23 protein-coding genes and 5 tRNA genes are annotated in these 21,824 nt (G+C 48.8%); 21 read left to right on the forward strand and 7 right to left on the reverse strand.

What is annotated here, in order from left to right; all coding sequences use genetic code 11:
- Positions 1-8 precede the first annotated feature (8 nt).
- From ACE5KN_RS05675 to ACE5KN_RS05700, 6 genes are all read left to right on the forward strand, one after another.
- Positions 9-1,214: a PstS family phosphate ABC transporter substrate-binding protein gene (locus ACE5KN_RS05675; RefSeq protein ID WP_375523180.1), complete on the forward strand. Its 1,206-nt coding sequence runs from the start codon at positions 9-11 to the stop codon at positions 1,212-1,214.
- 126 nt (positions 1,215-1,340) lie between these two features.
- Positions 1,341-2,609, forward strand: coding sequence for a DUF4367 domain-containing protein (locus ACE5KN_RS05680; RefSeq protein WP_375523179.1), 1,269 nt, complete (start codon positions 1,341-1,343; stop codon positions 2,607-2,609).
- A gap of 214 nt (positions 2,610-2,823) precedes the next feature.
- On the forward strand, positions 2,824-4,005 hold the full coding sequence (alr, locus tag ACE5KN_RS05685; protein WP_375523178.1) for an alanine racemase: 1,182 nt from the start codon (positions 2,824-2,826) through the stop codon (positions 4,003-4,005).
- A 348-nt stretch (positions 4,006-4,353) separates the two neighbouring features.
- Positions 4,354-4,635 (forward strand): CopG family ribbon-helix-helix protein, encoded by a 282-nt coding sequence (locus ACE5KN_RS05690; RefSeq protein WP_355316373.1) that lies wholly within the window; start codon positions 4,354-4,356, stop codon positions 4,633-4,635.
- A 6-nt stretch (positions 4,636-4,641) separates the two neighbouring features.
- Positions 4,642-4,992, forward strand: a complete 351-nt coding sequence (locus ACE5KN_RS05695; protein WP_305756516.1) for a type II toxin-antitoxin system PemK/MazF family toxin — start codon at positions 4,642-4,644, stop codon at positions 4,990-4,992.
- A 138-nt stretch (positions 4,993-5,130) separates the two neighbouring features.
- Positions 5,131-7,332, forward strand: coding sequence for a Tex family protein (locus tag ACE5KN_RS05700; protein ID WP_375523177.1), 2,202 nt, complete (start codon positions 5,131-5,133; stop codon positions 7,330-7,332).
- 181 nt (positions 7,333-7,513) lie between these two features.
- Here ACE5KN_RS05700 and cmpA read toward each other — a convergent pair whose 3' ends face one another.
- Complete coding sequence (gene cmpA / locus ACE5KN_RS05705; RefSeq protein ID WP_375523444.1) at positions 7,514-7,657, reverse strand: cortex morphogenetic protein CmpA; 144 nt, start codon at positions 7,655-7,657, stop codon at positions 7,514-7,516.
- 172 nt (positions 7,658-7,829) lie between these two features.
- Here cmpA and ACE5KN_RS05710 point away from each other — a divergent pair, with 172 nt between their 5' ends.
- The 3 genes from ACE5KN_RS05710 to ACE5KN_RS05720 all read left to right on the forward strand — a co-directional run bounded on the left by ACE5KN_RS05710 (position 7,830) and on the right by ACE5KN_RS05720 (position 8,509).
- Positions 7,830-8,309, forward strand: coding sequence for a SprT family protein (locus tag ACE5KN_RS05710; protein WP_375523176.1), 480 nt, complete (start codon positions 7,830-7,832; stop codon positions 8,307-8,309).
- Positions 8,310-8,341: 32 nt separating this feature from the next.
- Positions 8,342-8,417, forward strand: a tRNA-Asn gene (locus ACE5KN_RS05715).
- 4 nt (positions 8,418-8,421) lie between these two features.
- Positions 8,422-8,509, forward strand: a tRNA-Ser gene (locus ACE5KN_RS05720).
- A 179-nt stretch (positions 8,510-8,688) separates the two neighbouring features.
- Here the strand turns inward: ACE5KN_RS05720 and ACE5KN_RS05725 are convergent.
- On the reverse strand, positions 8,689-9,645 hold the full coding sequence (locus ACE5KN_RS05725; protein ID WP_375523175.1) for an ArsR/SmtB family transcription factor: 957 nt from the start codon (positions 9,643-9,645) through the stop codon (positions 8,689-8,691).
- Positions 9,646-9,980: 335 nt separating this feature from the next.
- On the opposite strand from ACE5KN_RS05725, the gene ACE5KN_RS05730 reads away from it, so the two are divergent.
- The 4 genes from ACE5KN_RS05730 to ACE5KN_RS05745 all read left to right on the forward strand — a co-directional run bounded on the left by ACE5KN_RS05730 (position 9,981) and on the right by ACE5KN_RS05745 (position 14,169).
- Positions 9,981-11,318 carry an ABC transporter substrate-binding protein gene (locus tag ACE5KN_RS05730; protein WP_375523174.1) on the forward strand — a complete coding sequence of 446 codons (1,338 nt, stop codon included), beginning with the start codon at positions 9,981-9,983 and terminating at the stop codon, positions 11,316-11,318.
- 65 nt (positions 11,319-11,383) lie between these two features.
- Positions 11,384-12,280 carry a carbohydrate ABC transporter permease gene (locus ACE5KN_RS05735; RefSeq protein ID WP_375523173.1) on the forward strand — a complete coding sequence of 299 codons (897 nt, stop codon included), beginning with the start codon at positions 11,384-11,386 and terminating at the stop codon, positions 12,278-12,280.
- Positions 12,280-13,170, forward strand: a complete 891-nt coding sequence (locus ACE5KN_RS05740; protein ID WP_375523172.1) for a carbohydrate ABC transporter permease — start codon at positions 12,280-12,282, stop codon at positions 13,168-13,170. Before ACE5KN_RS05735 ends, ACE5KN_RS05740 begins: the two co-directional genes overlap by 1 nt.
- Positions 13,171-13,203: 33 nt before the next feature.
- Positions 13,204-14,169, forward strand: a complete 966-nt coding sequence (locus ACE5KN_RS05745; protein ID WP_375523171.1) for a glycoside hydrolase family 43 protein — start codon at positions 13,204-13,206, stop codon at positions 14,167-14,169.
- 338 nt (positions 14,170-14,507) lie between these two features.
- On the opposite strand, the gene ACE5KN_RS05750 is transcribed toward ACE5KN_RS05745, so the two are convergent.
- Together ACE5KN_RS05750 and ACE5KN_RS05755 are read right to left on the reverse strand one after the other, a co-directional pair.
- Entirely contained in the window at positions 14,508-15,386 is an 879-nt protein-coding gene (locus ACE5KN_RS05750) for a Cof-type HAD-IIB family hydrolase (protein WP_375523170.1), read from the reverse strand.
- On the reverse strand, positions 15,383-16,171 hold the full coding sequence (locus ACE5KN_RS05755; protein ID WP_375523169.1) for a DeoR/GlpR family DNA-binding transcription regulator: 789 nt from the start codon (positions 16,169-16,171) through the stop codon (positions 15,383-15,385). Before ACE5KN_RS05755 ends, ACE5KN_RS05750 begins: the two co-directional genes overlap by 4 nt.
- A 200-nt stretch (positions 16,172-16,371) precedes the next feature.
- On the opposite strand from ACE5KN_RS05755, the gene ACE5KN_RS05760 reads away from it, so the two are divergent.
- The 4 genes from ACE5KN_RS05760 to ACE5KN_RS05775 all read left to right on the forward strand — a co-directional run bounded on the left by ACE5KN_RS05760 (position 16,372) and on the right by ACE5KN_RS05775 (position 18,009).
- A tRNA-Glu gene (locus ACE5KN_RS05760) sits at positions 16,372-16,443 on the forward strand.
- A 261-nt stretch (positions 16,444-16,704) separates the two neighbouring features.
- A tRNA-Leu gene (locus ACE5KN_RS05765) sits at positions 16,705-16,787 on the forward strand.
- Positions 16,788-17,122: 335 nt separating this feature from the next.
- The gene (locus ACE5KN_RS05770) at positions 17,123-17,515 is read left to right on the forward strand and encodes a MarR family winged helix-turn-helix transcriptional regulator (protein WP_375533057.1); all 393 of its coding nucleotides are present in this window, start codon (positions 17,123-17,125) and stop codon (positions 17,513-17,515) included.
- A gap of 128 nt (positions 17,516-17,643) precedes the next feature.
- Positions 17,644-18,009, forward strand: a complete 366-nt coding sequence (locus ACE5KN_RS05775; RefSeq protein ID WP_375523167.1) for a helix-turn-helix domain-containing protein — start codon at positions 17,644-17,646, stop codon at positions 18,007-18,009.
- Positions 18,010-18,064: 55 nt separating this feature from the next.
- On the opposite strand, the gene ACE5KN_RS05780 is transcribed toward ACE5KN_RS05775, so the two are convergent.
- Positions 18,065-18,700 carry a PAS domain-containing protein gene (locus ACE5KN_RS05780; RefSeq protein WP_375523166.1) on the reverse strand — a complete coding sequence of 212 codons (636 nt, stop codon included), beginning with the start codon at positions 18,698-18,700 and terminating at the stop codon, positions 18,065-18,067.
- 54 nt (positions 18,701-18,754) lie between these two features.
- Positions 18,755-18,961 carry an XRE family transcriptional regulator gene (locus ACE5KN_RS05785; RefSeq protein ID WP_375523165.1) on the reverse strand — a complete coding sequence of 69 codons (207 nt, stop codon included), beginning with the start codon at positions 18,959-18,961 and terminating at the stop codon, positions 18,755-18,757.
- A 174-nt stretch (positions 18,962-19,135) separates the two neighbouring features.
- Between ACE5KN_RS05785 and ACE5KN_RS05790 the strand changes: the two genes are divergently transcribed.
- On the forward strand, positions 19,136-19,477 hold the full coding sequence (locus ACE5KN_RS05790) for a helix-turn-helix domain-containing protein (protein ID WP_375523164.1): 342 nt from the start codon (positions 19,136-19,138) through the stop codon (positions 19,475-19,477).
- Between the two features lie 308 nt (positions 19,478-19,785).
- Here the strand turns inward: ACE5KN_RS05790 and ACE5KN_RS05795 are convergent, their stop codons facing one another.
- Positions 19,786-20,376, reverse strand: a complete 591-nt coding sequence (locus ACE5KN_RS05795) for an urease accessory protein UreF (protein WP_375523163.1) — start codon at positions 20,374-20,376, stop codon at positions 19,786-19,788.
- A 264-nt stretch (positions 20,377-20,640) separates the two neighbouring features.
- Here ACE5KN_RS05795 and ACE5KN_RS05800 point away from each other — a divergent pair.
- The 3 genes from ACE5KN_RS05800 (at position 20,641) to ACE5KN_RS05810 (ending at position 21,819) form a co-directional block, all read left to right on the forward strand.
- Positions 20,641-20,723: transfer RNA gene (locus tag ACE5KN_RS05800), tRNA-Leu, on the forward strand.
- Positions 20,724-20,868: 145 nt separating this feature from the next.
- Positions 20,869-21,291 carry an organic hydroperoxide resistance protein gene (locus ACE5KN_RS05805; protein ID WP_375523162.1) on the forward strand — a complete coding sequence of 141 codons (423 nt, stop codon included), beginning with the start codon at positions 20,869-20,871 and terminating at the stop codon, positions 21,289-21,291.
- A gap of 216 nt (positions 21,292-21,507) precedes the next feature.
- Complete coding sequence (locus ACE5KN_RS05810; protein WP_375523161.1) at positions 21,508-21,819, forward strand: hypothetical protein; 312 nt, start codon at positions 21,508-21,510, stop codon at positions 21,817-21,819.
- Positions 21,820-21,824 lie beyond the last annotated feature (5 nt).

Raw genomic sequence — 21,824 nt, forward strand, 5'->3', positions numbered from 1 at the left:
GGCTGTTTTTGAAAACGGTTGTACATATCTTTTTGACTTTAGTTGCTTTGGCATTCTCGCTATTGCTCGGTTTTATTGTGCTGCTTTACATTTCATTTACGGTGGACGGGCAGAGATTTTATATTCCCTTGTTTTTTGCTGTTTTGGGGATCGTGATGATTGCCATTATTTTGTTTAATTTTACCGCTGTCAGACGTCATAGATGGTATCGGCTGGGGATTGTCATCAGCCTTGGCTGCTGTGTGCTGGCCGCTGCGGGATATGAAGCGAACCATGCGTATGACAACAGTCTTAAAATCGCCAGTGAGCAGGATGTAAATCTGGAAATGTACGAGCCCTTCACGGATGGAAGCAAAACAGTGAACCTGTCCAAGCCATCCTCCTTCAGATTAAGCAGCGAGGATGTGCTCCCCCGCCTGGACGGGGCAACCGCGCTCTATCCGGTATATTCTGCTTTTGTGCAGGCAGTATATCCGGAGAAAAGCTATGCTGTACACGACAGTGAGGTCATGTCCAGCGGAACTGGCATAGCATATAAACGGCTGATCACCAGGGAGGCGGATTTGATCTTTGCCGCAGCTCCGTCGGAAGGGATATTGCAGCTGGCAGGCGAGCATTCCCTGGATCTGAAGCTTACTCCCATTGGCCGGGAAGGCTTCGTGTTTTTTGTAAATAGGGCTAATCCTGTGACAGGCTTGACGAGCGGGCAGCTGAAGGACATTTATACCGGCAAAATTACGAACTGGAAGGAGGTCGGTGGTCGTGATGAGGAGATCCGAGCGTTCCAGCGGCCGGAAGATAGCGGCAGCCAGACCATGCTGCGCAAATGGATGGGGGAACGTGAGCCGGTTGAACCCGTGACAGAGGATGTCGCAGCAGGGATGGGCGGAATTATGCAGCAAACGGCGGATTACCATAATTACAGGAATGCCATCGGGTTTTCCTTCAATTACTTTGCGACCCGTATGAATGCTGATGAAGGCATCCGTCTGCTGGCCGTTGACGGCATAATGCCCAATGCGGATACAATCAGCCGCGGCAGCTACCCGATTACAGCACCGTTCTATGCGGTTACGGTGGAGCCCAGGTATGGGAAAGACAAGGCCAGCAAGAAGAAAGAGGACGAATCCGCTGCCAAGCTTATACGTTGGATTCTCTCCCCGGAAGGGCAGGAGCTGATTGAAAAAACGGGATACGCCCCGGTCAGCCGCTAAGCTTTTGGGGAATGTAGAAACCGCCAGTATTTAACGGCTGCTTGTCAGGCTAGTCAGCATAAATCGAACAAGTCCCTCATAGACATGTACTAATTCGAATTAAAACATGCTGAAGGGGTTGATGATATGCGCCGGAGTTCATGGATACTTGCCATGATCATGTGCGTGACCGTGCTGCTGGCTGGCTGCGGCAAGAAGAGTGCGGACGATGTGGTTAAAGATTTGAGTGATGTGGTAAGCGGGATGGACAGCTATCACGGTACGGCGCTGATGACCCTGCATACCGGCCAGACGCCGCAGGAATATCTGGTGGATGTATCCTACCGCAAACCCTCGTATTATCGTATAGCCATGACCAATGAGAAGAAGGATATTACCCAGATTGTGCTCCGGAATGATGAAGGGGTATTCGTCCTTACACCGAGCCTGAACAAAAGCTTCCGCTTTAAAAGCGACTGGCCGGATAACCAGGGACAGGTCTATCTGTACGAAACACTGGTACGCAGCATCATAGGCGATGAGACCCGTCAGCTGGCTGACGATGACAAAGCCTATGTCTTCGATGTTGCCGCCAATTACAACAGCCACGCGCTTGTCCGCCAAAAAATCTGGCTTGCCAAGGACAATTACGCTCCGCAGCAGGTGCAGGTATCGGATGCCAATGCCAAGGTTGTGGTTGATTTGAAATTCAACGATTTCAAATTCGGCACGGAGTTTGACAAGGATGCCTTTGATATGGAACGCAACATGGCCGCAGGCAGCACTGCTGTTCCGCCATCCGGTTCAGGGGACGCCAAGGACGCGCAGCCGCAGGCTGAGACCGGGGGGGCCAAGTCATCGGAGAATCCGGATCAAACAGGAACTTCTAATGAAACAGGAAACACGAATCAGGTCGGAACGGACTCAAGCGGATCAGCCGCGGGTGAGGCTAACGGAACAGAGGAGAAACCTGCGGCGGATGGTACTCAGGCTGGTGATGCGGATGCCGGTGCCGGAGAACCGAATGCAGGGGCAGACGGGCAGTCAGGTCAGGGCAGCGAGGACCCGGCCATGAGTGAATTCGGAATTATTGAGCCAAGCTACATGCCAGCAGGCGTGCAGATGAGGGATATGCCGGAAATCGCGGACAGCGAGACCCATGCGGTGATGCTGCGCTATGCCGGACAGTACAATTACACGATTGTGGAGAGCCGGCCGCTGGACCGGGCTGTATCTCTTGCCGCAGGCGATCCGATCGATATGGGCTTTGGTGTTGTAGGCGTATTGACAGGGGATCAGCAGCAGACCTTGACCTGGATGATGGACGGGGTGGAGTTCAGAATTACGAGTGCCGACCTGCCTGTTCAGGAAATGATTCAAATCGCCGCGTCTATGCAGGATCAATCGGGTAAATAAATCCTTGTAGGCGGATAGTGACGGTTGGTGGAGTTATTCGCTCTGCCGAGGTTGCTGTCCGTCTTTTTCTTCATCCGCTGATTTCCTGTATTTGCAGCTCTCCGGCCCTGCTTCATTGACAGCCGCAGCACGGAACATTACCATGATACTATTCAGCTTACATCGCTCTGCGCGATCCGGCTCGGACCCAAGACTTTGAAGAAGGTGACCTACAGTGCAAGTACAATACAGACCGACCCGTGCGGAAATCAATCTCGATCATTTGCGTTCCAATTATGAGGGCTTTCGTCATGCTCTGCCGCAGCAGATGAAGCTGCTGGTATGCGTCAAGGCCAATGCTTATGGTCATGGAGCGGTAGAGGTGTCGAGAGAGCTGGAGCAGCTCGGGGCTGATTATCTCAGCGTGGCATTTCTGGACGAAGCCCTTGAACTTCGCAGGGCAGGAATTACTTTGCCTATCCTGGTTCTGGGTTATACGTCACCGGAGGCCGTGCAGACGGCATGGGAGAACGATATCACTTTGACGCTGTTCACGACTGAGGTACTGGAGGCCATTCAGGCGCTTGATCGTAAAGACAGCCCGCGCAGGCTGAAGGTGCATATTAAAATTGACAGCGGCATGGGACGTCTCGGCTTGCTGCCGGATGATGGCGCACTTGCCTTTATCGAGAAGGTCTGGAATACAGAAGAGGCCGAACTGGAAGGAATGTACACTCATTTTGCCCGGGCGGATGAAGAAAATAAAAGCTATACACTGGAACAATACCGGAGATTTCAGGATGTGGCGTCGGCGCTGAGAGGGAAAGGCTATTCCATTCCCATCATACATACGGGAAACAGTGCAACGGCTTTGGACATGCCGGGGCTGTCGTTCGACATGATTCGGATCGGCATCGCCATGTACGGCTTATATCCATCCTATGAGGTAAACCGTCAGGCTGTTGAACTGCTCCCGGTTTTGACACTGAAAACGGAGCTGTCCTACGTCAAAACACTTCCCCCCGGATGGGGCATCAGCTATGGGACCAAATACACAACAGCTTCCCATGAGCTTATCGGCACACTTCCGGTCGGTTATGCCGACGGATATTCGCGGATGCTGAGCGGTAAAGCGGAAGTGCTGATACGCGGCCGTCGCATTCCGGTATTGGGCACCATTTGCATGGACCAGTGTATGGTATCTCTGCAATCCTTCGCCGATGAGGCGGAGGAAATTCATATCGGCGAAGAGGTTGTCCTCATCGGCCGGCAGTCCGGCGCGAGCATTTCCGCGGATGAGCTGGCTTCCTGGCTAGGTACCATCAACTATGAGGTGGTCTGCATGATCGCGAACAGGGTTCCACGGCTGTATATGCGCGAAGGCCGGTTGGTTACCCGCAGAAACCCGTTATTGTAGCAATTTGTGCCAATGAATAACGAATTACCGGTTTTTTCTTCAATTAGAAGCAAAAAGCGAGGGAATGACAAGAGAAACGATATAAACAGGCAGGAGTTTGCGCAGAGCGTCTCGAAATATGTTATTTAAGAGGCGAAGAAAACACTATGCTGGCCCATAAACGGGAGCATGAGGTCGGCAGCGGGGTGTTTTTTGGCAGGAAACGCCCTGTACGCAAACGCCCAGGTTAGTTTATAATGGGATGCAGCATAGTTGATATACTGGCAACATATATATCTCTTGTATAAATTACCGGGAATAACGTTATAATGGTACAATGGCGACAAGGTTTTGGGGGTGGAAGGAAAGTTGGCTAACTTGCAGAACACCAAAAGGATTATGATCAGTTTGCCTGATCATCTTCTTCAGGAAGTGGACGGGATCGTAGCTATGGAGAATTCCAACCGCAGTGAATTTATAAGGCAGGCCATGAAGCTGTATTTGAGCGAGCGGAAGAAACGGTATATCCGTGAAGCGATGCAGCGGGGATACATGGAAATGGCTAAGATCAATTTAACCATGGCATCCGAGGCTTTTCACGCGGAGGAAGATGCAGACAGCACTCTGGGCCGCACAGTTAGCGGGGTGTAATCGATATTGATCGTTAAGCGCGGCGACGTTTTTTTTGCAGATCTTTCACCCGTTGTCGGTTCCGAGCAGGGAGGAGTACGGCCGGTACTGATCATCCAGAATGATATTGGCAACAGGTTCAGTCCTACTGTAATCGTAGCGGCGATTACTGCCCAAATCCAGAAGGCAAAACTGCCGACGCATGTGGAAATTGATGCGGCGACGCATGGCTTTGACCGCGACTCTGTCGTCCTGCTGGAACAAATTCGGACGATCGACAAGCAAAGGTTGACTGACAAGATCACCCATTTGGATGAGGAAACCATGCGCAAGGTAAGCGATGCCCTTCAGATCAGTTTGGGACTGATTGATTTTTAGCATCGGATGGATGAAGAATATCAAGGGCCGTACTGGCAAGTACGGTTCTTTTTTTGTCACTAACAGTTGCAGCCGCCACAATCGGGTTAGTATGATGGATAAGCTCCGTTGTATGGGGCTGGAAGGAGTTTTAGTAACATGTCTAATGTAGTTGATGAGGCACAGCAAAAGCGCCAGGAACGCATTATTAAACAGGTGGCAGAGGAACTGTCGCTGTCCCTGAAGCAGGTTCGGACGACGACCGGCTTGCTGGATGAAGGAAATACGATCCCTTTTATTGCCCGCTACCGCAAAGAAATGACCGGAGAGCTTGATGAGAACCAGCTCCGTCAAATCGAAGAGCGGGTCCAGTACCTGCGCAATCTGGAGGACCGCAAGCTGGAAGTCATCCGGATCATTGAGGAGCAGGGCAAGCTGACGGAGGAGCTGCAGAGCGCCATTGAAAACGCAGTCAAGCTGCAGGAAGTGGAGGATCTGTATCGTCCCTACCGCCAGAAGCGCAAGACACGGGCCAGCGTCGCCAAGGAAAAAGGGCTGGAGCCGCTGTCCGTATGGATCTGGAATCAGCCGAAGAAGGGCGATGTCATGCAGGAAGCAGAGCGTTATGCTGACCCGGAAAAGGGTGTGGATACGGCTGAAGCGGCAGTGCAGGGAGCGTTGGATATTTTGGCTGAGAATATTGCCGATGATGCAAACATCCGCAAATGGGTGCGCCGCTATACGCTGGATAATGGCATACTGACCTCGGAGGCCAAGGATGCGGAAGCGGAATCCGTTTACGAGAACTACTACAGCTATCGCGAGCTGGCGAAGAAAATGCCGCCACACCGGATTTTGGCCATCAATCGCGGGGAGCGCGAGGGCTTTCTGAAGGTCGGTCTGGAAATTGCGCCGGAATCGGTTCACCGTTATATTTCAAGCCAGATCCAGAAAAGCCCGTCTGTTGTTGATCATTTGATTACAGCCGTCATTGAAGATGCATATAAAAGGCTGATTGCTCCGTCCATTGAACGTGAAGTCAGGGCGGAAATGACGGAAAAAGGGGAAAATCAGGCCATTTCCATTTTCTCCGGCAATCTGCGCAGCCTGCTGCTGCAGGCCCCGATCAAGGGACAGCGGGTTCTCGGTGTGGACCCTGCTTACCGCACAGGCTGCAAGCTGGCCGCGGTTGACGATACCGGCAAGCTGCTGGAGGTGGCTGTTACGTATCCGACTCCGCCCAACAACAAGAAGAGGGAAGCTGCCGAGAAGTTCAAGGAGCTGATTGACAAGTACGATATTGAGCTGATTGTGATCGGCAACGGCACCGCTTCACGGGAAACGGAGCAATTCGTCGCCGATTTGATTGCCGAGCTGAAGAATGACAAGCTGTCATACCTGATCGTAAATGAAGCGGGTGCCAGCGTGTATTCGGCGTCCAAGCTGGCGCAGGACGAGTTCCCGGATCTGGATGTGGCGGAACGGAGCGCGGCCTCCATTGCCCGTCGGGTACAGGACCCATTGGCCGAGCTTGTCAAAATCGATCCGAAAGCCATCGGGGTCGGTCAATACCAGCATGACGTATCCCAGAAGCATCTGGAAGAAAGCCTGAAGGCTGTCGTTGAATCAGCCGTTAACCATGTCGGGGTTGACGTGAATACGGCTTCGCCATCGCTGCTGTCCTATGTGGCAGGTATCAATGCGACGATTGCCAAAAATATCGTAAAATTCCGCGAGGAGAACGGAAAGTTCGTCAACCGCCGCCAATTGCAGAAGGTGCCCCGCCTTGGAGCCAAAACTTATGAGCAGTGTGTCGGCTTCATGCGTATTACAGGCGGAGACAATCCGCTTGACCGCACCCCGATTCACCCTGAATCCTACGAAGTGGTGAACCGCCTGATCCAGGAGCTGAATATCGATAAGCAGGAGCTCGGCTCCAAGCGTGTTGCTGACCTGTTGGCTGCACAGGAGCCGGAGCGGCTGGCTGAGAAGCTGGGTGTCGGCGTGCCTACGCTGCGCGACATTCTGGACAGCCTGCAGCGTCCTGGCAGAGATCCGCGGGATGAACTGCCGCTGCCGGTTTTCCGCAAGGATGTGTTGAAGATCGAAGACCTGACTCCAGGCATGAAGCTGCAGGGAACGGTGCGAAATGTTATTGATTTCGGCGCATTCGTCGATATCGGCATCAAGAGCGACGGCCTTGTGCATATTTCACAGCTGAAGCATGGATTTGTGAAGCATCCGATGGATGTCGTATCCGTGGGTGATAACGTCACCGTCTGGGTGCTGAACGTAGATTTGAAAAAAGGCAGAGTCGGTCTTACCATGAAAGAGCCAGCCGAAGAACAGGCACATGCCTGATTTCCTGAAATACAAATAAATCATATTGCCGGTGTGTCCATTAGGAACGCCGGCTTATTCTTTTAGAGGTAGAATTCCTCAGTCCCTAGCTTCATTCAACTCCAGCGTTTTGAAAAAACGCACTTCGGAAGCACAAGCTTCGGTGCTGAAAGCCTGACTTTTTGAACATGCACTTTTAGTGTCAGACGGTCTTGCCGTTTCGTGATTCCAGCGATTTACCGGGATTTTTAACATAGAAGAACCAGCAGTCGTTCAACAAGCGAATCTGACTGCGGTCTCTTTTATTAAAGGCACGCATTAACTGATTTCTGAGCCATTGAGGCAACGTAATCCCCTCCCACTCGATCGTATGTATGGTTAGCATATGGGCAACTGCCCTGATATGTTCCAGAAAGACATGCTTGACAGGACCGTGTAGGGAAGGGTTATGATTCAACATAGTAAAAGACCAGAGAGAACATGACAAGGAAAGGAGTGGGCCGGAAGCAATGCAGCCCATGAGCAACGAAGAGCTTCAGAGCTGGGTAGAGCGTATATCCATTGATTATTTCGGTGTTCCTTTCCGTCATCGGGCCGTATTTAATTCCCGTTTGAGCGCGACGGGAGGCAGGTATTTTCTGAAGAGCCATAATATCGAGATTAACCCTCATCAGCTTGCTGCCTACGGACATGCCGAGGTGGAGAGCATTATCAAGCATGAGCTGTGCCATTATCACCTTCATTTAAGCGGCAGAGGTTACAAGCACCGGGATGAGGACTTCAAGCGGCTGCTTGCCAAGGTAGGCGGGAGCAGACACTGCCGTGCGCTGCCGGGAAGGGAGAAAGCAAAGAAGTTGCCTTTCCGTTACAAGCTGTTATGCCGTTCCTGCGGCCAGGAATACTTGCGTAAACGCAAAATGGATCCGTCTCGGTATCGCTGCGGCAAATGCTCAGGCCGACTGCAGCTGCTCCGCCTTGACGCTGTAACTCAATCATGATAAATTATGAGATATAATAAAAATGAAAACGTTCCCTGATAGCTCAGTCGGTAGAGCACTCGACTGTTAATCGAGTTGTCACAGGTTCGAGTCCTGTTCGGGGAGCCAGCATGGAGAGATACCCAAGTGGCTCAAGGGGACCCTCTGCTAAGGGGTTAGACTGCGTAAGCGGTGCGAGGGTTCGAATCCCTCTCTCTCCGTTTAGAAATACATCTTCGCCAGGGATTTGAACCCAGTCGGGTTCGTCGGAGCATAAGCTTCGTTAGGATTGCATCGCAGTCTCGAGCGAAGCGAGAGTATCCCTCTCTCTCCGTTTAGAAAAAACCGTTCATTGGCTTCCACCAATGAACGGTTTTTTTGTTATCCACTGCCATCCACATCAATCCGCTTTCACCGTTAAAGGGGCGCTTCGTGTCTCCGCAGCCTCATGTTCATCGTACAGCACACGAGCCAATAAATCCTGATTATAGTTGCCGAAATTTTTTCCGTAAATCGTCATTCCGCGTTTGTTCACGGATTTGTCAGTAACGGCAATCCGGAAGGTGAGCTCACTTTTATAATCCAGCCCGATGTCCTGCAAAGTCACATCCGAAATACGGCAGCCATCAATGAAGCTTCCATCCTTGTTGATGCGGATCAGCTTCAGCATCCCGTATTGATTCAGGTGAGGAGGCCACCAGTCCGGATTGAAGGTTCCGCGCATATCCCCAAAATCCCCGGGACTGGTCCAAAAGCCGATTTCCTTGCCATTAATATAAAAATAAAGATCTGAAGGATAATTGTCGGAATAACCGGGAGCTTCGCTGCCCAGTTCCAGGGAAAACTGGATTTCACGGAAGGTCTGGTTCGGCTTCAGATAGTTGGGAATACGGTACTCCAGAAAGCCCTCGCTCATCCAAATGATGCCTGAATTGATGCGCTCCGGATCGGCGAAATAACGGGGGTCGTCAAAATCCCCGATAATACTGTCCTTGGTTGCAAGCCCGCAGGTTGGCAAAGCCTGATAGTTGCTGTAATGGCCCACCTGAATCTCCACCTCATATAAATTGTCGGTGTCCTTGCTGCGCAGATCGACCATAAGCTTATCTTTGTTTAAATAACAGACCTTCTGAATGCCGTGCTTGCCGACAGAGGTATTAATTTCAATAAGGCCGCTGTCCTCCAATTTTTTGATATGCATCGTAATGGCTCCGTTGCTGAGATTGAGCCTTCTTGCGATTTCATTTAAATTCAGCTCCTGGTTGCTGGCCAGCAGCTCCAGAATCTGCAGTCGAATTTCCGAACTGAGCGCCTTGAAAATATCAATACCACTCATCAGGTCTTTAATATAGATCATTGTACAGTACCCTCTTCCACGAAACTTTTATTTTAGATAAGTATAAACTTAAATACCTGAAAAGCAAATAATCAGCACCTCTTTTGTGAAATAGTGATGAAAAAACAGTGTTAAAATCAAAAAAATGATGTTTTGTTTAAATTAATTTAAAATTAAATGTGAAAACATGGCTTGTTTATTCCTGAATATTTACGATTTCAACGTTAATAGTATAATAATTTTATATTTTTATAAATCATTTTATATTTTTATATTTACAACGGATTCCGTTCTATGCTATTTTATTTCTGTAAGCGGATACAATCAATTGAATTTTTACATAGGGAGGGTCAAGCATGAAGAAAAAATGGTTTTTGATGCTCACGGTAATTTCGATGGTTTTATTCCTTTGGGGCTGCGGCAGCTCCTCAAGCAATAAGGGCGCGGGAGGGGAAACTGAAGTCCTCGATGGCGGTGCAGGTGAGAATGCGACTGAGCTTTCTTATTGGACCTTTGTTGAATTGCATGGAAAGCATTTTGAGAAAATGCTGACAAAGTGGAACGAAGCCAACCCGGACCGCCAGATTAAGCTGAATGTCACGGTCATGCCGTATGATGACATGCATAATAAGCTGTCAATTGCTCTGCAGACAGGTACAGGCGCTCCGGATATTGCCGATATTGAACTTGGCAAATTTCCGGACTTCCTGGCCGGAACCCCGCAGCTTGAGCCGCTGAACGATGTTATCGATCCCTACCGGGATACGATCGTGAAGTCAAGGCTCGACCTGTACAGCAAGGATGGGGTGAACTACGGCGCTCCGACTCATGTAGGCGCAACGGTAGCTTTTTATAACACGGAAATTCTCAAGGAGGCCGGGGTGGATTATACCACCATCAAAACCTGGGACGATTTCAAGAAAGCGGGCATCCAGGTTTATGAAAAGACCGGCAAGTATATGGCCACAGCTGATACCAGTGCGCTATGGCAGTCCTCCATGATGCTGGCTCAGCAGGGAGCGGATCTTACGGATGACAACGGCAAGCCTAAGGTGAATTCCCCGGAAATGATCAAGGGGCTGACCGTTTTAAAAGATTTGCAGGATAACAATGTCATTTCGACGATTGCCGGCGGACAGCCGGATACAGAGGAAGCGTACGGGGAATTTAACTCCGGAAACTATGCCACCGCTTTCATGCCGCTGTGGATGATGTCGCGGTATACGAACTATATGCCGGATTTGGCAGGAAAAATTGCCTTAGCTCCCCTTCCGGTCATGGAAGAGGGGATGCCCAGATCACTTGGCGGCGGCGGAACCGGTACGGTGGTTACCAAAACAGCCAAGGACGTGCAGTTGGCCAAGGAGTTTGTAGCTTTCGCAAAACTGTCGAAGGATGCGAATATCGAAATCTGGAATACGCTTGGGTTTGATCCGGTGAACATGGACATCTGGAATATGAAAGAGGTTACTCATAACCCTGACAACGAATTTGTGAAGTATTTCGTCAACAATCCGTTCGATGTATTAAATGAAATCAAGGATGAGATCCGGCTGATCAAATCGACATCTGCAAGTCCTACCATCAATAATGTGCTCTGTACAGTAACGTTAAACGAAATTTTTGAGGATGGAAGGGACATCACGGAAGCGCTGAATGATGCGCAGGCGCAAATCGAACAGGAATTGCAATAACCGGAGAGATAGAAGCGGGCTGCTCTGCATTGAGCAGCTCGATTTTAGAGAAAGGAGTGGAAGCTGTGATTAAAAATTTCCTATATTCGCAAAAGGTTGCTCCTTACGTCTTTGTGCTGCCATTTGTTATTGTTTTCGCCGTCTTCTGGGTGTATCCGCTGCTGAGCTCCTTTGAAATGAGCTTTCAAAAAATATCGCTCGGCCAGGAAGCAAGCTGGGTGGGGCTGGACAATTATACAAAGCTAATGGGGGACGGCATCTTTTTGAAGGCTGTTATTAACAGTGCCGTCTACATGGTTCTCACTTTGGTGATTCTGATTCCTTTCCCGATGCTGTTTGCGGTTCTGATCAACAATAAATTTATGTGGGGAAGAGAGTTTTTTAAATCCTCCTTCTTCTTTCCGGCGCTGACCTCCGTGGTGGTGGCGGGCACGATTTTCCGTCTCATGTTTGGGGAAATGGAGGGTTCGCTCATCAACAGCATTTTGGGCTGGTTTGGCATCGAGCCTGTCAAGTTTTTGAAGGGCCAGGTCACCGGTTTTATCGCACTGCTGGCACTGGCTGCCTGGAGATGGACCGGTGTGAACATGCTGTATTTCCTGTCAGGCCTGAAAAACATCCCTGATGAATATTATGAAGCTGCTTCGATCGACGGAGCCTCCGCCTTTCAGAAATTCAGAATGATAACGATGCCCTTGCTGAAGCCAACGACCATCTATGTGGTGACGATCAGTATCTATGCGGGGCTGGCCATGTTCATTGAGAGCATGATGCTGTGGAACGGCAACAACTCGCCGAAAAATATCGGTCTTACCATCGTCGGCTATCTGTACCGCCAGGGCATTGAGAAGAACAATCTGGGTTACGCGGCGGCGGTCGGGATTGTGCTGCTGGCCATTACGATGCTGATTAATTTAACGCAGCTGGCGTTTTCCGGCCTGTTTAAAAAGGAGGATCGGTGATGAAAAAGGAACTTGCCCCAAATGCATATCCTGCTGTCGGGGAGCGCGGGCTCAGTACGGGGAAGGGGCTTTTTGCCAGAATTATTCTGTTCGTTTTTTTCACGGCCCTCTGTATCCTTATTTTGATCCCGTTTTATGCGATCGCCATTTCCTCCTTTAAGCCGGGCCAGGAGCTGATCCGGTACGGACTGAATTTAAGGTTCGATCTGTCTGTCATGAACTTTGACAACTATATTTATCTTTTTACCGGCAATCACGCTTATTTCAGCTGGTTTTTTAATTCACTGGTGCTTACGATTGTGCAGGTTGTTCTGACACTGCTGGTCAGCGCGACGGTGGCTTACGGCTTCTCTGCTTATGAGTTTAAAGGGAAAAACTTTCTCTTTATCTGCGTGCTGCTCATCATGATGGTGCCGTTTGAAATTTTGCTGCTGCCCTTGTACACGCTGATCAACAATCTGGGGATGATGAACACCTATTCGGCCATTGTTCTGCCGGGCATCGCGAGCGCGGCCACCATTTTCTTCTTCCGGCAGTATCTGAGCGGAGTGCCCAAGGAAATTATTGCAGCAGGCCGGGTCGATGGAGCCAGCGAGTACGGCATTTATATTCGTCTCATTCTCCCGATCATGAAGCCGTCGTTTGCGGCCATGGCCATTCTGAACGGGATGAACAGCTGGAACAACTTTCTCTGGCCGTTCATGGTTTTGAGCGATGAAAGCAAATACACGCTGCCAATCGGATTGAAAACGCTGCTGACCCCATACGGGAACAACTATGATCTGCTGATCGTGGGCTCGTTTTTCTCCATCATCCCGATTTTTATATTATTCGTGGCTTTCCAGAAATACTTTATCGACGGGATGACGGCTGGAGCTGTGAAAGGTTAGAGTGTGCCGATTTTTTAGGAAGGGGTTATGAAAATGAAAACGGTCAAAAAGTATCGCAATCCGCTGATAGAGCAGCGCGCGGACCCGTGGGTGTACAAACATACGGATGGATATTACTATTTCACGGCCTCCGTTCCGGAGTATGACAGAATTGAGGTGCGGCGTGCCGACACCATTGAGGGCTTAAGTCTGGCAGAACCGGTTGTGGCCTGGCGTAAATATGATACAGGATCGCTCAGCGCGAATATTTGGGCTCCGGAAATCCATTTTATCGACGGGAAGTGGTATATCTATTTCGCGGCAGCCCGCACGACGGAAACGAAGGACGGCTTGTTTGATCATCGGATGTATGTGCTGGAAAATGAATCTGCGAATCCGCTGGAAGGGCAGTGGACCGAGAAGGGGCAGGTCAAGACGGCCTGGGAATCCTTCGCCCTGGATGCCACGACCTTCGAGCATCGGGGAGCCAGGTATTATGTGTGGGCGCAGAAGGACCCGGACATTCCGGGCAATTCGAATCTGTACATATCGGAAATGAGCAACGCCTGGACTTTGACCGGACCGCAAACGATGATCGCCACGCCCGAGCATGACTGGGAGGTGATCGGCTTCAGTGTGAATGAAGGGCCGGCTGTGCTTAAGCGGAACGGGCGCATCTTCATTACATTTTCGGCCAGCGCCACCGACTTTAACTACTGTATGGGCTTGCTGTGGGCGGATGAACATGCCGATTTGCTGGACGCCTCCTCCTGGGTCAAGGAGCCTGAGCCGGTCTTCCGGACGAGTGAAGAGACGGGGCAGTACGGACCGGGGCATAACAGCTTTACCGTGAATGAGGAGGGGGAGGATGTGCTCATCTATCATGCGCGGAACTATAAAGAAATTAGCGGGGACCCGTTGTACGATCCGAACCGCCATACACGAGCGCAGGTCTTTCATTGGAAAGAGGACGGAACGCCCGACTTTGGGATTCCCGTTCGTGATGGAGGGACGGAGTGATCCTTGTTAGATGAAAGAAGGAGTGTCTCAAAAGGTCTATTTACCTGAGACGCTCCTTTCGGATTTTGTGAGACGCTCCGAGAACGAAGCATTCCTCCCATCGCTGTTGACCCCGAATTTCAATGAATTATTTTCATGAGGAAGAAATTCGGGGCCAAAGGCGAACGCTGCCGCTTTTCCGGAATTGCTTCGTTCTCTCCGCTGCTCCGTGCATCCCCCTACTTACCCCATAGCTTCGCTTATGCTGCCCCTGTATTGGCTACGCACCATCTTAAAGCACCTGCAAAATAGGTCAACCAGAAGTTCCTGGTAGACCTATTTAGATGCTTCCTCACCATTCAGAGGTTCGACGGAGATGGGCATGCCTCTTCCAACAGGCGTTCAATGGCATAGGCAACTCCGTTCTCTATGTTGGTCAGGGTCACGTCGTCACAGAGGGCTTTAATTTCGTCATGCGCGTTGCCCATGGCAATTCCCTTGCCAGCAGAGGTCAGCATGGAAATATCATTGTAGCTGTCACCTATGGCGACCGTATCTTCCATGGGAATGCCCAAATGGCTGGCCAGATAGGCGAGAGCGTTGCCTTTGGATGCCCGGGTATCCTCCACTTCAAAGTTATGATCAGAGGACACGACCATGGTCAATGAGGAATCGTTGCGGAAGCGGCTGCGTCCTTTTTCAAGCTTGTGCTCCTCCAAAGAAAACGCAAGAATGTTATAGATTTCAGCCTCTTGCGGTATGTGCTCATAAGAAGCGATCCGCACAATTCCGGCCTGCGAGTATTGTTTTTCCGTAGCATATATAAGCTCCTTCAAGGTGACATCGGGATTGGCACTTAAAACCCGGTCCATTTCAATTGTTAAAATTTGATGCCCTTTCTGAGGCGAATAGATGGCCTGGTCGGTCATGACTTCGTAATAAAATTCGTTTTCCTCAAGCCAAGCCAGGACGGAGAAAGCCAGACTGCGGTCCATCGGATAGGAAATGAGGAGACGCTTCTGATCATCGTGAACGGCTGCACCGTTCGCGGAGATAATAGGTGCGTTCAGTCCGGCTTCCTTCAGCTTTTCCTGTACATCATATACCGCACGGCCTGTGGCGATTGCTACCTTAATTCCGCTTTCCTGCGCCTTTCGGACGGCCGAGGCATTCACTTCACTGATGCGGCTGTCCGCATTCAACAGGGTTCCGTCTAAATCCACAGCAATTAGTTTCATACTTCTAGCTCCTCTTCGTCTTTAAAATCAGGAATAAGGACCTCAATTCCATGTCGCTGCAGCATTTCCAGCATGTCGGGCTCGGGCAGGCGGTTGGTTACGATGAAATCGACTTCAGAGAGCTCGGCAAAACGGAAAGGACAATCCTTGCCAAACTTTGAATGGTCGGCCAACACAAACACCTGGCGCGCCTGCTTCATCATTTGATGCTTCAGCAAACCTTCCTCATCATGAACGGATGTAAAGCCGCTCGCTGATATGCCGCCTACACCGATAAATGCTTTGTCTACAAAATAGTTGGACAGGGTTGAGATAACCGCCGATCCATATACATATCTGTGCTCCTTCTCCAAATGACCGCCGAGCAGATGGATGGACACCCCTTTTTTGTCCGATAAAACATCCGCCTGATTAATCGAGTTGGTAATAATAAAGCAGCTTTGCTGATCAATGAATTCGGCGCATGCATGCACCGTAGTGGAAGAGTCGAGGATGACATGCTCTCCATCACGAATATAATGCGCCGCCACGCGGCCGATGGACTTTTTCTCTTCAGACACCTTCATGAGCCGTTCTTTGTAGTTTCCGATCTTGTCCTGCAGCGGGTTCGGCAGGAGGGCGCCGCCGCGGGTGCGGATAATGGACCCTTGTTCGTCCAGCTTGACAAGATCTCTTCGTGCGGTATCGCGGGAAACGTCGAACAGGGAGCAAATCTCTTCAATGGAAATCCGCTTTTTGGTCTGAAGATGATCCAAAATGAGCTGCATTCGTTCCTCTTGGTACATTCAGCACCTCCTAACAGATGAATGCTTGAACTGCGTAAGTGATTATAATTTATTTTAAGTGATTGTAAGTGAAATTTCAATGCATTCTGACTTACGCTGCATGAAATTATTTAATTCTAAAAAAATTAAAATAATGCTTGTCACTTATGATTCTATTTGATATACTCTATCTTGTCGTCACGATAACGACAAAACAATATGGCCCGTTGGTCAAGGGGTTAAGACACCTCCCTTTCACGGAGGTAACAGGGGTTCGAATCCCCTACGGGTCATTAACTTACTTCCCTGTTAGGGGATGAGAACCCACAGGGTTCGTCGGAGCATAAGCTTCGATAGGAATGTATCGCAGTCTCGAGCGCAGCGAGAGTATCCCCGTCGGGTCATTAACTTACTTCCCTGTTAGGGGATGAGAACCCACTGGGTTCGTCGGAGCGTAAGCTTCGGTAGGAATGCATCGCAGTCTTGAGCGCAGCGAGAGTATCCCCGTCGGGTCACAGCTTTCTTTTCGATAGCAGGTAAAACTTAATTAATGTGCGGTAGTGGTGGAATGGCAGACACGCTATCTTGAGGGGGTAGTGGGCGTACGCCCGTGGAGGTTCGAGTCCTCTCTACCGCATAGCAATGCGAGGAATTCGGTGCAATCGTTTGCGATTGTATCGAATTTTTTTTATTTTAGCGACTTTTGCGGTTGTTTTAAGTCTAATGTAATAGAGATGAATTTTTCTTTTGTTTTTACAAATTTTGTGTGGAATTTAGAAAAGTTAAATTCCGTTTACAAAAAATCGAAACAAAGAGTATAATCATACAAGCGGATGTTATAATATGGACAATAAGATTCATTAGATATGGAAGAAATTTTAAGAAATGATGGTGAATGGTATGAAATCCCATCTTCTGGAGAGTATATCAGAAGGACTGTTGGGACTTTTTCCTTTAATAAGAAAAAAGTTGATGAAAGGGGCTCCAGTTCCCACCTCATCGCTTCCGCTATCGAACAGTAACTACCATGTGTTGTTTCTTATGCACGAAATGCGTCATTCGACAGTGTCGGAGCTTTCTAAGCAGCTAAATATTTCACGACCCAATATGACCCCGTTGCTCGATAAACTGGTTAAGTATGATCTGGTTTCCCGGAAGCCAAGCGAGACGGACAGGCGGGTGGTGGAGGTCGAAATAACCCGCCAGGGGGACGAACTGGTCCGGGAAATAGGTGAGCGATTGATGCTTGAAATTAGAGAAAGGCTGGCCAGACTGCAAGAGAAAGATTTGGAACGAATGTACAGTTGTTTGAATGAACTGAAAACAATTCTGCTCAAACTGGATCAAATGGATGAAGAAAAATAGGGTGAAAAAAGACCGTTCATTATTGAATATGGACGGTCTTGCCATGTCGTATGTTATAATATTATGAGTATACATATCAGATTTTAAACAACATCTTAAGCAAAGTATGGGTGGAAGGGCGGAATTATATGGAATCTATTTATCAACGGATTGAGGCGCTCATCGCTGAAAGAGGGATGACGAAAAAGGCCTTTTGCCAGCAGCTGGGGATCAGCACCGGTAATTTTGGTGACTGGAAAAGGGGTAAAACAACCCCTGGCACCAACAAGCTGATTGAGATTGCCACCTTTTTCGACATCAGTTTGGACTGGCTCATGATGGGCCGTACTCCGAAACGTGAAATGGTAAACGAACAGCAAGAGTCTTATTTTTTTGACGATTTGGGGCAATTGAATTGCCAAATTGATCAACTCACGGAGCAGGAAAAAGTATTCATACGCGACTATATCGAATTTACTGCTTACCGGAAAAAGAAGAAAAAAGAAACAGACTGATGTTCAAAAAAAGGCCTGCCGCGGATAATAGCCGGCAAGCCTTTTTTAACTTCTGTCAATTGTCGTGATTCAGATCCAGTCTGGCTGAATACTCGGGATACAGCTTGCGAATGCATTCAGGGCAAATATCATGTGTAAATTCGGCATGTGTGTGTTTCTCCAGATAGGACTCAACGGGCTGCCATTCATTGTTTTTGTTCTTGATATCCTTGCAAACGGCACAGATCGGCAGCATGCCGTGAATGGTCCTGGTCTGGCCCGATGTTTGAACAAACTGTGTTTCCTGCAGTTTAAACCGGGTGATATCTGTATTGGAGATGACAATCCCCTCAATTTCCTTGTTTTCCGGCTGCATAACCGGAGCAGCCTGGAGTAGAAACCACTGCTCCCTGGATGAATGCCTGCAATGAAATTCGCAGCTGTATTGAAGGGTATCTCCCTGGAGCACGCCAATCAGCCCCTCATGCAGGGCTTGAACGGCTTCCGGGCTATCGTCACTGCAGAACCATGGCAAAATATCGAAGTAGGAGGTCCCGGGCCAGTTATAGCCAGCCGGTGTGCCTTTATCGATGCCAGCCTGTTCCCAGGCTTGGTTAACCGCGTGAATAGTGCCGTTGCGGTCGATTACAACGATTTGGGCAGGCAGTGAATTGGCTGCTTCGATCAGATGGATGGACCTTGTTTTGGACAATGGTTTCACTCCCTTGCTGGTGCACGCATTTTTGAGCAGCTTATTGGTTGCATATTATTTTTCTTCAGTCAGATGTATATCAAGGAGTTTGGCAACCAGCTGTCTGTAGCGGGCGGCTTTCCGTGTGCCGTGAATCAGATTGGAGAGGCGTGACGGAGGTATTCCGTGCAGCTCGCAAAAGCTTTTCTGATCCATTTGCAGCTCGGTAAGTCTCTGTTTAATTGCCCACCCGAATGGAGTGATCGGCTTTTTTTTGTTCAAGAAGTTTCACCCCTAACCGATTTTCCAATTCTAGCTACCTATGGTGTAAATCATGGTGAAACATGCTATAATAAATCATCTGAATTCATTATATACTTATTTACGTCATTTTACAATCTATAAACACTTACGTACGTCGTCTTTTTTTGAAGTTTTTTAGGAAGGCGGGTGCATATGCAGTCCATTTATGAGCGCATTGAGATGCTGATCCAGCGGAAGGGAATGACGAAAAAGGCTTTTTGCAAGCAGCTAGCTATCAGCACGGGGAATCTGGGAGACTGGAAAAGGGGGAAGTCCAAACCAGGAACCAGCAAATTGATTGAAATTGCCGCTTTTTTTGATGTCAGTCTTGATTGGCTCATCTTGGGGAAAGGCACTCCGGGAGAGGCTTCGGAATCCTTCCCGGCATATATCTACAGCAAAAGCAAGGAACTGTCAAAGGACGAGCAGTGGTTTATTAAGGAATACATTGAGTTTGTATCATACCGGCATCATAAGGACGATCCTGAATCCTGAATTTGTTCAAGTGCGTGTTCAAAAAGTCAGGTTTTCAGCACCGAAGCTTATGCTTCCGGAGTGCGTTTTTTCAAAACGCTTGAGTTGGATGAAGCTAGGGACTGAGGAGCGGAGCGTACTTGGGGTACGTGAGCCCCGGAAGTCCCGGCTGAATTCAAGATTCGATGTCGAGTCCGCTTCCTGATTTACTTCGTGATCAAAAGATGACTTTTTGAACTACCTCTACAAGGCGCGAAAAAACACTCCATCGCAGGGGAAAACAGCGAGAGGAGTGTTTTTTGCATGAGGGGTATATATAAATTTGGGGATCACGGATGTGTGAGCAGCATATCCTTCATGATTCTTTGGAGTACCTGGTTTTTGGAGGTATCCGTTTCGTTCAGCTGTTTGGCGGCTTCTTCAACACAGGCGTTAACGGCTGCGTTTAAGTAACCGCTGACCGCCTGCTCCATTTCCACGCCTAATTGGAAATTGATCCAGGCATGCATGGTAGGCAGTGTGCCTACAGCATTGTACCGCTGCAGTATTTTCTCCAGATACTTGAAGTCGATCCATGGATACAGCGCTTTGCCAAGCTTGAGCAGGCGCTGGCCTGATATGCGGGCACTGCTCAACTGGTCGGGGCATGTGCGCTGAGCATGCAGCATTTTATCGATCAGCGCAATCCGCCAACCGTCATATTGTCTGGAGGCTGCATAAATGCCCTTTATAGCCATTCCGTCCGTGCTGACCAGTTGGCTGTGCATGTAACACTTCATATATGCTTCGACATCTTCCAGTGCTGCTATGCTTCCTTCGGCGATATGCTGTTTTAATTCGGAAACAAAAGGGAAGCTGCCGACGGGTAAACTTGGATCCAGTATATACGCATAATGGAGCAATCGACTGCTCTTGCTCATTATGGTCCGCCTCCTTAAACATAACTCATTACAAATATGTTATGTTAATTAACATTTAATGATTTTTCGGGATTCTTAATGTTATTTATGTAATACATTTTTACATTTGTTGCAGTGTAATGTCAATTGATTTGTGGGAATTTCATCTAATTAAAATTATTTATGTAATATAAAATAACACGAAAATAATAATTTTGTTTTTTGTTGATTTTCCCTTTACAATTGAAGGTATAGGGAGTATAATATATCTGTTGCCTTAAATGAGCGGTAGTGGTGGAATGGCAGACACGCTATCTTGAGGGGGTAGTGGGCGTATGCCCGTGGAGGTTCGAGTCCTCTCTACCGCATTTATGAAGAAAAGTCCTGTATAATTACAGGGCTTTTTTGGTTTTGTCGGGCATTATGGTACTTGTTTTCGAGTTTCAATTTCCATACAAGGTTTAAGGATAGAAGGAGAGGTTAAAAATAATAGTGGAAAAGGAGAGATGATGAATGGAAGCTTTATACACGGCCACGGCTACTGTACATGGGGGCAGAACCGGATCGGTCGCTTCTTCCGACGGAGTGCTGAAGCATAATTTGAGTATGCCCAAAGAGCTCGGCGGCTCAGGAGGTAGCGGCACCAATCCTGAACAGTTATTTGCGGCAGGCTACGGCGCTTGCTACGAAAGTGCGCTCGCCAATGTTGCCCGTAAAGCGGGAGTCAAGCTGCAGGATGTTGAAGTGACAAGCCATGTCTCCATCGGGAAGGATGTGCAGGACGACGGCTTTAAGCTTGCGGTGCGGCTGGATGTGAACATGCCGGGAATCGACCGTTCGCAGGCCGAGGATCTGGCCAAGCAGGCACATGAATTTTGCCCTTATTCCAAAGCTACACGCGGCAATATCGATGTGCAGTTAAATGTAATTTCTTGATGAATATAATCGTCTGGAAGCAACAAGTATGTACTGGGAATGGCATCGTTCCCATACTGGCTGCCGGTCTCTCCGGCGGCTTTTCATTTAATATACATAATTTAACAAGTAGTGGCTGATCGGTGTGTACCAATGTAGTCCATTTGACATGAAACTGAAAATTCTTTAATATACTTAGGTGATTCAGAACCGAAATTCGGCTGGATTCGACAAGGTATGAACAAATTTGAAAATACAGGTGATGTTATGTCTTCTTACAGACCGAATATTGTGAACTTTAAAAAAGCCAGCAGCAATGAAAAAGATGGATTATACGAATTTACGATGTATTTGGCTGACGGCACGGAGTGCCGTGTATTCTATCAACGGTATCCGGAATGGACAATGACGAGCATCAGCCGCCTGCAAAAAACTCCTTGCCCTGTGTGCCGTAAGGATTATATTTGCAAGTGTATTGAACAGTATACTAGTGACCTGGAGCAGCAGCTGCAGGGAAATAATTGGCTGGAGAAGGCAGCGGCCGAGTAAGCGGG

Origin of the sequence: Paenibacillus terreus, assembly GCF_042138595.1 — a bacterium.
Lineage (GTDB): Bacteria > Bacillota > Bacilli > Paenibacillales > Paenibacillaceae > Paenibacillus > Paenibacillus terreus.